This is a genomic window from Methylophilus sp. DMC18, from assembly GCF_056314005.1.
Window position 1 is genome coordinate 581,965 of record NZ_JBQUZE010000001.1, and the last position, 12,624, is coordinate 594,588.

13 protein-coding genes are annotated in these 12,624 nt (G+C 49.4%); 12 read left to right on the forward strand and 1 reads right to left on the reverse strand.

What is annotated here, in order from left to right:
• Window positions 1-1,455, forward strand: coding sequence for an NAD(P)-binding protein (locus ACT53G_RS02605; RefSeq protein ID WP_476168624.1), 1,455 nt, complete (start codon window positions 1-3; stop codon window positions 1,453-1,455).
• Between the two features lie 185 nt (window positions 1,456-1,640).
• Entirely contained in the window at window positions 1,641-2,051 is a 411-nt protein-coding gene (locus ACT53G_RS02610) for a sugar 3,4-ketoisomerase (protein WP_275354910.1), read from the forward strand.
• A gap of 87 nt (window positions 2,052-2,138) precedes the next feature.
• Here the strand turns inward: ACT53G_RS02610 and ACT53G_RS02615 are convergent, their stop codons facing one another.
• Window positions 2,139-2,990: a 2OG-Fe(II) oxygenase gene (locus ACT53G_RS02615; RefSeq protein WP_476168625.1), complete on the reverse strand. Its 852-nt coding sequence runs from the start codon at window positions 2,988-2,990 to the stop codon at window positions 2,139-2,141.
• Between the two features lie 413 nt (window positions 2,991-3,403).
• On the opposite strand from ACT53G_RS02615, the gene ACT53G_RS02620 reads away from it, so the two are divergent.
• From ACT53G_RS02620 to ACT53G_RS02665, 10 genes are all read left to right on the forward strand, one after another.
• Window positions 3,404-4,204, forward strand: a complete 801-nt coding sequence (locus tag ACT53G_RS02620) for a flagellin N-terminal helical domain-containing protein (protein ID WP_313988799.1) — start codon at window positions 3,404-3,406, stop codon at window positions 4,202-4,204.
• Between the two features lie 245 nt (window positions 4,205-4,449).
• On the forward strand, window positions 4,450-5,553 hold the full coding sequence (locus ACT53G_RS02625) for a DegT/DnrJ/EryC1/StrS family aminotransferase (RefSeq protein ID WP_476168626.1): 1,104 nt from the start codon (window positions 4,450-4,452) through the stop codon (window positions 5,551-5,553).
• Between the two features lie 235 nt (window positions 5,554-5,788).
• On the forward strand, window positions 5,789-6,589 hold the full coding sequence (locus ACT53G_RS02630; RefSeq protein WP_313988804.1) for a flagellin N-terminal helical domain-containing protein: 801 nt from the start codon (window positions 5,789-5,791) through the stop codon (window positions 6,587-6,589).
• 818 nt (window positions 6,590-7,407) lie between these two features.
• Window positions 7,408-8,208, forward strand: coding sequence for a flagellin N-terminal helical domain-containing protein (locus ACT53G_RS02635; RefSeq protein WP_275354917.1), 801 nt, complete (start codon window positions 7,408-7,410; stop codon window positions 8,206-8,208).
• A gap of 73 nt (window positions 8,209-8,281) precedes the next feature.
• Window positions 8,282-8,629 (forward strand): flagellar protein FlaG, encoded by a 348-nt coding sequence (locus ACT53G_RS02640; RefSeq protein ID WP_194746937.1) that lies wholly within the window; start codon window positions 8,282-8,284, stop codon window positions 8,627-8,629.
• Window positions 8,630-8,659: 30 nt separating this feature from the next.
• Window positions 8,660-10,348 (forward strand): flagellar filament capping protein FliD, encoded by a 1,689-nt coding sequence (fliD, locus tag ACT53G_RS02645; RefSeq protein WP_275354919.1) that lies wholly within the window; start codon window positions 8,660-8,662, stop codon window positions 10,346-10,348.
• Between the two features lie 24 nt (window positions 10,349-10,372).
• Window positions 10,373-10,861 (forward strand): flagellar export chaperone FliS, encoded by a 489-nt coding sequence (gene fliS, locus ACT53G_RS02650; protein WP_228518641.1) that lies wholly within the window; start codon window positions 10,373-10,375, stop codon window positions 10,859-10,861.
• A gap of 1 nt (window position 10,862) precedes the next feature.
• The gene (locus ACT53G_RS02655) at window positions 10,863-11,195 is read left to right on the forward strand and encodes a flagellar protein FliT (protein ID WP_194746935.1); all 333 of its coding nucleotides are present in this window, start codon (window positions 10,863-10,865) and stop codon (window positions 11,193-11,195) included.
• Window positions 11,196-12,332 (forward strand): flagellar hook-length control protein FliK, encoded by a 1,137-nt coding sequence (gene fliK, locus ACT53G_RS02660; protein ID WP_194746934.1) that lies wholly within the window; start codon window positions 11,196-11,198, stop codon window positions 12,330-12,332.
• A complete protein-coding gene (locus ACT53G_RS02665) occupies window positions 12,319-12,597 on the forward strand; it encodes an EscU/YscU/HrcU family type III secretion system export apparatus switch protein (protein WP_194746933.1) in 279 nt (92 codons plus the stop codon). Before fliK ends, ACT53G_RS02665 begins: the two co-directional genes overlap by 14 nt.
• Window positions 12,598-12,624 lie beyond the last annotated feature (27 nt).

The following is a 12,624-nucleotide window of genomic DNA, read 5'->3' on the forward strand; positions in this document are numbered from 1 at the left end:
ATGGATACTAAAACAACGGTGATTGTAGGGAATGCTTTAGCTGGAATGGTCGCGGCATTAGAGTTGGCGCGCCAAGGCAAAAAGGTGACCTTGGTCAATCCTGGTGGACCATTGGGCGGTTACTTTGCCGGACTGGAGATTGATGGCGTGATGTTTGATGCGGGTCTAGTCAAGTTTGAGCTGGATGGCTATCTTTCGCAAAAAAGTACCTTAGCCAGCTATAACCCCAAGCTACGTAATGATGTGGGCCGCTTTATGAATATCGTGCATGCCTGGGCCCTGCAGTATGCGCCATTACATCAGTTTGACATGCCAAAAATGTGGTTGCAGAACAAGGCTTACGATGATGTGGTATTGAGTAATAGCTACCATACCTTTAGTCAATTGCCTTTTGCCCAGCAAAGTATTCAAGAGTTGCAGCAATTACCTGCTGCAGAGATTCATGCGCGCGAAAAATCCAATGGTGCCCGTTACCATACGCTGGATTACCTGACCGCTTCCCTTGCCAATCATGGTAAAGCCATGCATGACCATATCATTGCTCCTTACCTGATGAAGGCACAAGGCGTGACAGCCGACAAAATGCTGGCACGTTATCATCGTGTCGCCTGGTTACCACTCTTCTACCCCGAGACATTGCTGGCTAGTTTTCAGGGAAAAGCGGTGCCCCTGCAACCCACCGTATTTCACTATCCCAAGCAAGGGGCGGTCGGTGGCATCTGCCGTCAAGTCAAACAACAAGTACTCAGTCATCCCAATATCACCTATGTGCAACAAGCGATCCAAACGGTAGAAAAAAATGACAGTGGATGGCGGTTACAGTTGGGTGAGGGGGCCGTGAGTGGTCCTATTGAAGGTGGCCATTTGGTCTGGACCGGTGCGCCAGCAGCTTTGCTCAAGGCGCTGGGGAAACAGCCTACCATAGTGCAAGAGATTAAATCGCCGATTGCAGTGCTATTTCTGCGCATTAAAAAAGCGGACATCCGTGATGTGTATACGATTTTGCATGTTCTGGATATGGATAAATGCGCTTATCGGATTACAAATCAGACGGCATGTGCTGATCAACAAGACGAAGATATGAATATTGTGGTTGAGTTTAACCAGAATTATTTCAAACAGTTGTACGGTGAGAATGATTCGGACGCATTCATCGTTGAGAAATTACTGGCCGAACTGGCGGCCATGAACATGATTGCGGCAGATGCCCAACCTCTGATTGCTGCCATCAAACGTATCCCGGGTGGATTTTTGGTACCAGATCAGGCGGCACGGGATGCTTGGGAGCAAGATCAGCAAACCGTGGCAGCACTGCATCCTGAGATTGCTTTACTCGCAATGTCGAGCGGCTTTTTTGCCACCTCACTTAACGATCAGGTGATTCAAGGGTTGTACTATGCAGAAACCCGCCAGGACGCAGAAGTTGAAACAGTCAAGGAAACACTGCCTGCCTGAATCTCAAGTCACTGACTCGCCACAGATTCTGGTGGCGAGCAATTTGATATGCCTTATTTTGCTGTGAGGCGAACCTGTCACCTTACTGATGATAAATGCTGCCTTTTACAGGCTTTATTAGTTGAATTAATTCGTGCATGCCTATCGTATAGTGGCTTGAGTTACGAGATAGAGCAGGTGTGTGTATGCCACTAGAACATTGCAGAATTATTGAGTTGCCTAAAATCCATGACCCGCATGGCAACCTCACATTTATTGAAAGTGATAATCAAATCCCATTCGCGATTCAGCGCGTCTACCATGTGTATGATGTGCCGGGCGGGGCCGAGCGCGGCGGGCATGCGCACAAGAATCTGCATCAGTTTATTGTCGCCATGTCTGGTAGTTTTGATATCACCTTGGATGATGGCAAGGATAAGAAAAAATTTCATTTAGCCCGTTCTTATTATGGCTTGTATATCTGTCCTATGATTTGGCGTGAAATTGATAATTTTTCTTCAGGTTCAGTTTTAATGTGCCTGGCCTCAGAAAAATATGACGAAACTGATTATTTCCGGCGTTATGATGAGTTTATGCGCGCGCGTTGGGCTGCTTGAGATCACCGTTTAATCCCGTTTTTGAAGTGGGCATATAAAAAGGCGCATCATTGATCTGATGCGCCTTTGTTTTTGATACGTGAATCACTATGTGCCCGAGTGGCTCACAGTGGTTGCGGTCGTGACAGGCTGTACTGGTTGTTTGGCCGGCTTTTTGTTTTGGCGGTAGACCTGGCCAGAGGTCGATACATTGGCACGCATTCTAATCAGCTCAGCAATCTCTGCATTTTCCTTCTGCTCTTCTCTAGGGGCAAATAAAGCTCTGCCTCTAGGGTCAGCATCGACAGGGGGTTCGCACAGGTAATAGACGGCCAGGCTCTTGCGATAGATACCATAAGGCTGCGTCAGGGGGCGGCTCATGCCATGCCAGGAGTTCTGGGTGGTATCAAAAATCACGGCCCGGTTAAATTTGGGGCAGACTTCTTTGATCAGTTCACCCGGCTGGTTTTGTTCAGCGTCGTGACTCCACAAACCCAAATGGCCGCCATGGTAAGCCTTCAGTTGTTCAGAGACGTAGATAATGATGTTGATTTTGCGTTGCAAGCCCAGTTTGGGGTGAATGGAGTAATCCAGGTGCGGATTCAGGTTGCCTCCGGTGCCGTGAATATGCCAGCCGCCACCATGCAACCCGTTATCAGCATACAACTGGGTGCCGACAATTTCGGACAGTTTGTCTATCACGGGTGCTGAGTTCAGGGTTTGAAACAGGGCATAGGTCAGAGCAGGGAAGGCATTCCAGTCATTTAAGGCCTTTTTATCTTCAATCTGGTTTTGGTAACAAAACCAGCGCGAAGAATCATACTCGGGAAACTCACGTGCAACCTTTTTCACCAGGTCAGGATTCAGGAAGTTATCGATCACGGCATGACGAAAGGGCTTTGCATCCTCAAAATGTTGCATTCCTTTAGTCAGTTGATTCAAATCCAGAAACGATTGCATGAAAATCCCCCTTCGCATTCATTGAGCGTGTTATGTATTTATATCGGACACGCAAGCAATTTATTAAGGCGAATACGCATGTATTTATGCGCTAATTTTTGTAGATGCTGTAACGACCTTGGGTGGTGGCGCAGTGCGACAAGGTCCAAGCGTTTTAGCGCATGAATCAGCGCGCAGGGATATCTCTAGAAATAGTGGCAAAACCACGTTCTATTCAATGAAATCAAATATGCGGGGCTGCGATAAAGTGATTCTTAACTTGACGCAACGTTCTTACTATAACGGTCAGCATTTGCTTAACTTGAGTAATAACGTGCGAAATCAGATTAATTTAAAACAGATTTGAAGAGCTTGAGTGTGGCATGGATACTTAACATGAAGCTCGATATTTTTGTACATTAAGGAGGCTTAACATGGCTGCAGTCATTAATACCAATATTTCATCATTAAATGCCCAGCGCAATTTAAATGCATCTCAAGCTGGTTTGAATCAATCCATACAGCGTTTGTCTTCAGGGCTGCGCGTTAACAGTGCCAAAGATGATGCGGCCGGGTTGGCGATTGCAACACGCATGGACTCTCAAGTCCGTGGTAATGATGTGGCAATTCGTAACTCCAATGATGCAATTTCATATCTGCAAGTGACCGAAGGTGGCTTGTCGAAAGCGACTGATGTGCTGCAGCGTATGCGTGAGTTGGCGGTGCAGGCAGCCAACGGCAGCTACGGCAGTGGTGATCGTGCCAATCTGGACACGGAATTTACGCAATTGACTGCGGAGCTAACCCGCTTGAGCACCTCCACCCAGTTTAACGGTTTGAATGTATTTGGCGGTCCAGGCTATACCTTCCAGATTGGTTCTGGCTCTGCGGATACTTTGCAAGTCAGTTCCGTGACCGCAGCTTCCATCACTGGTAATGTGCAAACCGCCTCAGCAGCAACGGCTGCGATTACAGCCATTGATGCGCAACTGGATTCAGTGAATACGTCACGTGCGAGTCTGGGTGCGTACCAGAACCGCTTTGAAGCGGTAATCAGCAGCTTGCAAGTGAATATCGAAAATGTGTCCGCGGCGAAATCCCGGATTATGGATGCAGACTTTGCGTCAGAAACTGCGAAGATGACCCGTAACCAGATTCTGCAACAAGCTGGCACGGCGATGCTGGCCCAGGCCAACCAGTTGCCTAACAGCGTCATGTCACTGATTAAAGGGTAGTCTTTCAGCAGCTTTCTTGGTGTATATGTTTACAGGTCGTGGGCTTTTGTCTAGGCAAAAGCTCACGACCTCTTCATTTCTGGATCATCTCATCAACACACCAGTTCTCTATCGTTGAGGATAGGCCGGTAAAACCGGTTTTGTTTTTTTCAATTTAAAGTTTCCAGATGCGCTATAGTTAACGCAATCTTTGCGGTAACACGCGCGATCCCTGTTGCTGGGATGTTGATAATTGGATGCCAAACATGATTCCTTTCCTTGATCTCAAAGCCGCTTATGACGAATTGTCGCCTGACCTTGAGACTGCCCTGTTAAGGGCTACCCGTTCTGGCTGGTATATCGGTGGCGAAGAAGTGGAGGCCTTTGAAGCCCAGTTTGCCGCATATACTGGTGCACCATATTGTGTCGGCGTGGGCAATGGCCTCGATGCACTGACCTTAGCCTTGCGCGCTATGGATGTGGGGGTGGGGGATGAGGTGATTGTCCCCTCCCATACTTATATTGCGACCTGGTTGGCGGTGAGCGCGGTCGGTGCCACTGTGGTCCCTGTCGAGCCTACTGAGGGGCAGTTCAATATTGATGTTGCCGCCATTCAGGCAAAAATCACAGCTAAAACCAAAGTTATTTTGCCGGTGCATTTATATGGTATCCCGGCAGACATGGAAGCCATTTGTGCATTAGCCAAACAGCATGGCTTGCTGGTGTTGGAGGATGCTGCGCAAGCGCATGGCGCTGCCGTCAGGGGTAAACGGATAGGTACGCATGGGGATGCGGTCGCATGGAGCTTTTACCCGGGCAAGAATTTGGGGGCTTTGGGCGATGGTGGGGCAGTCACCACAAGGCATGAGCATCTCGCCCAACGTATACGCGCGCTTGGCAATTATGGCTCAGCCGTCAAATATTACAATCTGGAGCCTGGCGTGAATAGTCGCCTGGATCCCTTGCAAGCCGCCGTGCTGTCAGTCAAGCTGGCTGCGCTGGATGAGTGGAATACACGCAGGCAGGCATTGGCGCAGCGCTATCTTGAGTGTTTGCAAGGCCTGCCTTTGCAATTGCCCGTTTCTCCAGCCTGGGCCAATACTATCTGGCATTTGTTTGTGATCGCAACGCCACAACGCGATGCCTTGCAAACCTGGTTGCAGGCGCATGGGGTGCAAACCCTGATTCATTATCCCGTCCCGCCACATTTGCAACAGGCTTATCAGTCGCTCGGTTGGCAAGCAGGTGATTTTCCGTGTGCCGAGCGTTATGCCAATCAAGTACTGAGTTTGCCCATGGGCCCGCAACTCTCAGTCACGGCTGTTGACCAGGTGATTGAGCTGGTACAGCAGTTTTTCAGAGCGCAGTGAGGCTGTCTCACGCATCGCCACGTTTAAAGTTTTTCCGAGTAGGGTCGTAAAGAGTGTCAAGTGCATGATCTTCCCAACAGAAATTTAAAGTGCATGATTAAAGAAATTTCTGGCGAAGTCGATAAAAGTAATAACAACGCTGAATAGCAAACACGAAGTCAAAAAGTGGATCAACGTTGATATGACATGCCGATTTGACACTAACTACACATAGGACTCTGAAGGAGACTAAAACATGGCTTCTGTAATTAATACCAACATTGCATCCCTGAATGCACAGCGTAACCTGAATGCTTCACAAACAGGCTTGAATCAATCGATTCAGCGTTTATCTTCCGGCTTGCGTATCAATAGCGCCAAAGATGATGCAGCGGGCATGGCGATTGCCACTCGCATGGACTCACAAATTCGTGGCAATGAAGTTGCGATTCGTAACTCAAACGACGCGATTTCTTACCTGCAAGTGACAGAAGGTGGTTTGTCCAAAGCGACAGACGCCCTGCAACGTATGCGTGAACTGGCCGTACAGGCAGCCAACGGTAGCTATGGTTCTGGCGACCGTACTAACCTGAACACAGAGTTTACACAACTGACTTCAGAATTAACCCGCTTGAGTACTTCTACCCAGTTTAACGGTTTGAATGTATTTGGCGGTTCAGGTTACACCTTCCAGATTGGTTCTGGTTCTGCAGACACCTTGCAAGTGAGTGCAGTGACTGCGGCTTCTGTGACTGGCAGTGTTGCCACCGTTTCAGATGCGACTGCAGCGATTACCGCGATTGATGCGCAACTGGATGCGGTGAACACTTCACGTGCCAGCCTGGGTGCCTACCAAAACCGTTTTGATGCCGTTGTGAGCAGCCTGCAAGTGAACGTGGAAAACATTTCTGCAGCGAAATCCCGGATTACGGATGCAGACTTCGCGTCAGAAACTGCGAAGATGACCCGTAACCAGATTCTGCAACAGGCAGGCACAGCAATGCTGGCCCAAGCCAACCAGTTGCCTAACAGTGTCATGAGCTTGCTGAGAGGCTAAGTTTTCTCGAGGCTTTCAAACCATGGCGAGCATTTGTTTAGACAAGTGCTCGCTTTTCTTTTTTTAGTCGCCAGCATTGTCAGTCAGCACCTGGCTATGCATCCTGATCTGCCGGTCTAACAGAACAGCATCAACCCTTGCACTGGCGTGTCAAAACATGGGCATTGCAGGTTTGTCCTGCGGATGCAACATTGCGCCTGATCTACAGCCGAATGGCTTTCATTTCCCTTCTTCGTTTCATGATCCACAATACGTCAACCAATTCGATAAGTTCATGAAAATAAAAAGAATACCTTTATTTTCACCTCTGATTTCAACGTACTCCATCTCTCAGTGAGCGTCTGTGCGACTTTGAAGATAAGCAGGTAAAAACGTCGTTGTTTAGCCAAATTATGCTGGCTTGGTTACGGTAAAGTAGGCATGTTGGTGTACCGCTAACTCACTTGAGTGCAGCGGGCACAAAATGAGTTCATGGAGACTGCAGGACTGAAGGAAATTACACGGGATTTTTCGCAAGAATAGACCAAGTCGTGCTGACGCGATGACCATGCTGACACCGGCATGGTAGCCATGTTGCACGGCTTGAATTTGCCATGAATGATTTGATATTAAAGTTTTTCCGAGAGGAGTCGTAAATAGTTTCAAGTGCATGATCTACCCAACAGAAATTTAAAGTGCAGCATTAAAGAAATTTCTGGCGAGGTCGATAAAAGTAATAACAACGCTGAATAGCAAACACGTAGTCGCAAGTGAATCAACGTTGATATGACATGCCCATTTGACACTCATTGGATATACGACTCTAAAGGAGATTTAACATGGCTTCTGTAATTAATACCAATATTGCATCTCTGAATGCACAGCGTAACCTGAATGCTTCACAAACAGGCTTGAATCAATCGATTCAGCGTTTGTCTTCTGGCTTGCGTATCAATAGCGCCAAAGATGATGCAGCGGGGATGGCGATTGCCACTCGCATGGACTCCCAAATTCGTGGTAGTGATGTTGCGATTCGTAACTCAAACGACGCGATTTCTTACCTGCAAGTGACAGAAGGTGGTTTGTCCAAAGCGACAGACGCCCTGCAACGTATGCGTGAACTGGCCGTACAGGCAGCCAACGGCAGCTATGGTTCTGGTGACCGTGCCAACCTGAACACAGAGTTTACACAGCTGACTTCAGAATTATCCCGCTTGAGTACTTCTACCCAGTTTAACGGTTTGAATGTATTTGGCGGTTCAGGTTACACCTTCCAGATTGGTTCTGGTTCTGCAGATACCTTGCAGGTGAGCGCAGTGACTGCGGCATCTATTAGCGGCAACGTGTCCACCGTTTCAGACGCGACTGCAGCGATTACCGCGATTGATGCACAACTGGATGCGGTGAACACTTCACGTGCCAGCCTGGGTGCCTACCAAAACCGTTTTGAAGCCGTTGTGAGCAGCCTGCAAGTGAACGTGGAAAACATTTCTGCAGCGAAATCCCGGATTACGGATGCAGACTTCGCGTCAGAAACTGCGAAGATGACCCGTAACCAGATTCTGCAACAAGCAGGCACAGCAATGCTGGCCCAAGCCAACCAGTTGCCTAACAGTGTCATGAGCTTGCTGAGAGGTTAATTGTTCAGACACTTGAATCATATCCACAGAGGCATCCCTCTGTGGATTTTAGGCTAAGCAGAGGAGCAGCATCATGACTCAATCTATGGATGGTGTTGGCGGTAACCGCACATTAACAGGTGTGCCTGCAGTAAATAGCTTGAAGCTGGTGAAGTATGCAGAAGCCAGTGGCGAGCAAAAACCTGTCGAAGCGATGGATAAAGCCACTTTGACCGGGGCGGTAAAAAAACTGAATGACTATGTGGCGCCTGCGCTGCAAACCATACAGTTTTCGATTGATGATGACACAGACCGTATCGTCGTGAAAGTGGTCGACACCGAGACACAGAAGGTGCTCAGGCAAATCCCAAATGAGGAGGTGCTGGCCATTAGCAAGACGCTGGACAAATTAAGAGGCCTAGTCATTCGTCAAACGGTGTGATGAATTGTGATTGTATTTGGAGACTAGATTATGGCATCAATTGTAAGCTCAACGGGCTCATCAGGGTTACCTATTGACTCTCTTGTCAGTGCCATGATGACGTCTGCCCAGCAGCCGATTACCCAGATCAAGACGCAAGTCTCTACTTACAATGCCAAACTCTCTGCGTACGGTACGTTGAAAAGTGGATTGAGTACCTTCCAAACAGCTTTGGATGGTCTGTCCAGTGCCGGCAAGTTTAATGCGCAATCCGTGACGCTCACCGATTCAAACAGTATCAGCGCGACTGCAAATGGTAGCGCTACCAATGGCAACCACAGCATTTCGGTGAGCCAGCTGGCGACTTCACAACGTATTACCACGTCTGCCTATAGCGATGCCAGTACCACTTTTGGTACCGGGAGCCTGAAGATTTCCTTTGGTACTTATACCCCAGCCAACGGTAGTACGGCAGCTTCTTTTACTGCGAATAGCAGCAAAAATGCGATTACGGTCAATATCGACAGTAGCAACAATACCCTGTCCGGTATCCGTGATGCCATTAACGCACAAAATGCTTCTGTCACGGCTTCTATTGTCAATGACGGTACTGGTAACCGCCTGGTGATCACTTCCATGGACACTGGTGCAGCCAATAGTCTGAAGATTGATGTCACGGATAACGATGGCAACAATACCGACGGTAGCGGCTTGTCCACCTTTGCTTATGACCCGACTGCCTCCAGCGGCAGTGGTAAAAACTTAAGTGAGCTTCAGGCTGCACAAAATGCGTTATTGACTGTTGATGGGTTGAGCATCAGTAAGGCGAGTAACACCATTACTGATGTGATTGAGGGTGTGACCTTAAACCTGAAGGCGGTCACCAGCACGCCTAACGCAATGACGATTGCGACGGACAATAGCGCGATTAAAAGTTCTGTACAGAGCTTTGTCGATGCCTACAACAAACTGAATACCAGTCTGCGTAGCCTGACAAAGTTCGTTGATGGCGGATCTTCTGCCAATGGCCCTTTGCTGGGTGACTCGGTGGCCCGTGACGTGTCAGTGAAACTCGGATTAATGATGTCCCGCATTTCACCTACGGCCAGTACCTACCGTACCTTGAGTGACATTGGCGTCACCGTGGGTGATGGCGGAGTCATGACGCTGGACGATACCAAGTTTCAGAAAGCGATGGCGAATAGCCCTTCCGATGTGGCGAAAATCTTTTCACCTTCGGCAAGCAGTACCGATCCATTGGTCAGCTTCGTCAGCAGTGGGGATAAAACAGTTTCTGGCACCTATGCCGTCAATATCTCACAAGCGGGGAGCAGCTCACAAGATGTGGCTGGTACCCTGAATGGTGTGAATGCGATTGGCAGTGGTAATACCCTGACCGGCGCATTTGGTCAGAATAGCGCAGGTTTGAAACTCAGTATTTTAGGCGCTGCGACTGGAGACCGTGGCACGGTGACTTTCAACCGCGGCCTAATCGGGGAGTTTAGTAGCATGCTTGATAGCTGGCTGGACTCCGATGCTGCGTTGGCCACCAGGACAGACGGTTTGCAGTCGTCTATTAAATCATTGAATAAAAAAGCCGATGACTTGAGCGCCAAGCTGCCAAGCCTTGAAGCAAGTTATCGTGCCCAGTACGCAAAACTGGACGCATTACTCAGCAGCATGCAAACCCAGAGCAGTGCGTTGACACAACAATTGAGTGCAATAAGCAAAAATAGCTAATCGCGGAATATTATCAGGAGAATCATGATGTTTGGATCGAAACAATCTGGCATTAATGCCTACGCCAAAGTAGGTTTGGAAACCGGCGTCGTGGATGCCAGTCCGCTCAAGCTGACGATCATGCTTTACGAAGGCGCTGTAACTGCCTGCATCCGCGCGCAGCAAGCGATTCAAAAGCAGGATATTCCGCAAAAAGGTGAATATATTTCCAAAGCCATTTCCATCATTGAAAGCGGTTTGCGTACCAGCTTGAACAAACGTGCAGGGGGCGAGGTTGCCCTCAATCTGGACCAGCTGTATGAATACATGATCCGTACACTCATGCAAGCGAGCCTGCGTCAGGATAGTACTAAAGTTTATGAAGTTCAGCAGTTGCTCATGGAGTTGAAAGGCGCCTGGGAAACGCTGGAAAAATCGGGGATGAGCCGCCTTGCACAACAGAATGCCTTGGAAAACTCGGCGATCGCAGAAAAAGCACAGGCGTATCAACATTTGGCCATGGCCGGGGCCTGATATGTCCAAGGCGCTGATTAATACTTATGAGTCTGCTGCCAAAATCATGGCGCAGATGCTGCTGGCCGCTCAGCAAAATGCCTGGGAAAAAGTGACAGAGCTGGAGCAGTCTTACATGCTCAAGATCGAAGTGATCAAAGCGCTGGAACAAACCTTGCGTTTACAATCCGAGCAACTGACACAGGCGCAGCATTTGCGCAAACAGGAGTTGGTGCAGAAAATTTTGGCCGATGATGGCGAGATCCGTAATTTGCTCTATCCCGTCATGCATCGCATTACCGATATGATTTTTGATGCGCAGCTACATGCACGCACCCCACCGGATGTGATTTAGATGATTCCTATCCCGCAAGTCCTCTCACAACGTTTCATTACCAGTGAAACTGAGAACTTGCGTGCGGTCACTTCCATCATGCCGGTGGAAGGTACCCAGGCCGAAGCTCCTTTATGGGAGCGCATGCGTCCAGGCATGCAGTTTACCGGACTGATTTTGCAAAAAGACAACGCTCAAAAAGGCGCAGGCAATGCCGACCTGGCTGCTTTTAAAGTGCAAATCCAGTTACCCAACCAGCCACCCATGGTGGTGCAGATGCAATTACCCGCTTACTTGTCGCAACAGCAAACACTGAACATGCAGTTTATGGGGCTGGCACAAGGCCAGGGCAAAGACGCCGAGGGTTATCCGCAAGTGCGCTGGGGTGTGCAGTCTTCCGCGGCGGGCACGTCACGGCTGTCGACAGCTGGGTTGCTGGCAGAGACGCCACATGCAGACAACCCCGCTACTATGCAAAGTCTGGTACAGAATGCGGCCGGGCAATCGAGTCTGGTCGAGTTAAGCTCTCCCGCCAGAAATCTACAGCGCTGGCTGGATGCCAGCCCGTTTCAGTCGCAATCTGCCGTCTTGCAGGCACAAACCGTGGTCAGCAACAGCCCGCAAAAGCCGCAAGTGCTGGCGCAAGATCTCAAGCATGCGCTGGATAGCTCGGGCTTGTTCTATGAGTCTCACCTGAAAGAGGCGACGCTGGGCACCCGGCCCTGGCATCAGCTACTGCAAGAGCCGCAAAACAAACCTCACTTTGTACCGCCGGAGATGGTGTCGCAACAGTTACAGGTGCTGGAACAACAGCGTGTGATTTGGCATGGTGAAGTCTGGCCCGGCCAGATGATGGAGTGGCAGGTCAGTGAGCGCAAAAATTCCCAGCAGTCTAGCGAAGACCCGACCTTAAACAGTTTGTTTAGCAATTTGAAGTTGCAGCTGCCAAGGCTGGGCGAGGTGGCTGTAAGAATCACGCTGGCTAACGGGCGCTTCAGTGTCCGTGTGCAGCCCACGGATGCAGCGAGCCTCAAGGAAATGCAATCTGGCCGCAGTACGCTGGCCATGAATTTGCAAGCTTCCGGCGTGAAGCTGGATTCCTTGCAAATCGTGCGTGAAGAAATCGCGCAGCACAGGCCGCAATATGCAGCAGGATAAGCCTTATACCCAATCTGCCGTGGCCCTGGCTTACGAAGCTGGGGATTTGGCGCCACGCGTGGTGGCCAAAGGCAATGGTCTGCTCGCACAACGCATCATTGCTCTGGCGCAAGAACACGAAGTCTATGTGCATGAGTCACAAGCCATGCTCAACCTGCTCATGCAGGTCGAACTCGATGCCCATATTCCCCCACAGTTGTACCAGGCGATTGCTGAAATTCTGGCTTGGTTATACAAGCTGGAACAAGGGCAGGCCGACCATTAAACTGGCCAGTCTCAGATAGAGACTTTG

Coding starts and splice junctions, on each gene's coding strand:
- ACT53G_RS02605 (WP_476168624.1), top strand. CDS start 1: ATGGATACTAAAACAACGGTGATTGTAGGGAATGCTTTAGCTGGAATG.
- ACT53G_RS02610 (WP_275354910.1), top strand. CDS start 1,641: ATGCCACTAGAACATTGCAGAATTATTGAGTTGCCTAAAATCCATGAC.
- ACT53G_RS02615 (WP_476168625.1), bottom strand. CDS start 2,990: ATGCAATCGTTTCTGGATTTGAATCAACTGACTAAAGGAATGCAACAT.
- ACT53G_RS02620 (WP_313988799.1), top strand. CDS start 3,404: ATGGCTGCAGTCATTAATACCAATATTTCATCATTAAATGCCCAGCGC.
- ACT53G_RS02625 (WP_476168626.1), top strand. CDS start 4,450: ATGATTCCTTTCCTTGATCTCAAAGCCGCTTATGACGAATTGTCGCCT.
- ACT53G_RS02630 (WP_313988804.1), top strand. CDS start 5,789: ATGGCTTCTGTAATTAATACCAACATTGCATCCCTGAATGCACAGCGT.
- ACT53G_RS02635 (WP_275354917.1), top strand. CDS start 7,408: ATGGCTTCTGTAATTAATACCAATATTGCATCTCTGAATGCACAGCGT.
- ACT53G_RS02640 (WP_194746937.1), top strand. CDS start 8,282: ATGACTCAATCTATGGATGGTGTTGGCGGTAACCGCACATTAACAGGT.
- fliD (WP_275354919.1), top strand. CDS start 8,660: ATGGCATCAATTGTAAGCTCAACGGGCTCATCAGGGTTACCTATTGAC.
- fliS (WP_228518641.1), top strand. CDS start 10,373: ATGATGTTTGGATCGAAACAATCTGGCATTAATGCCTACGCCAAAGTA.
- ACT53G_RS02655 (WP_194746935.1), top strand. CDS start 10,863: ATGTCCAAGGCGCTGATTAATACTTATGAGTCTGCTGCCAAAATCATG.
- fliK (WP_194746934.1), top strand. CDS start 11,196: ATGATTCCTATCCCGCAAGTCCTCTCACAACGTTTCATTACCAGTGAA.
- ACT53G_RS02665 (WP_194746933.1), top strand. CDS start 12,319: ATGCAGCAGGATAAGCCTTATACCCAATCTGCCGTGGCCCTGGCTTAC.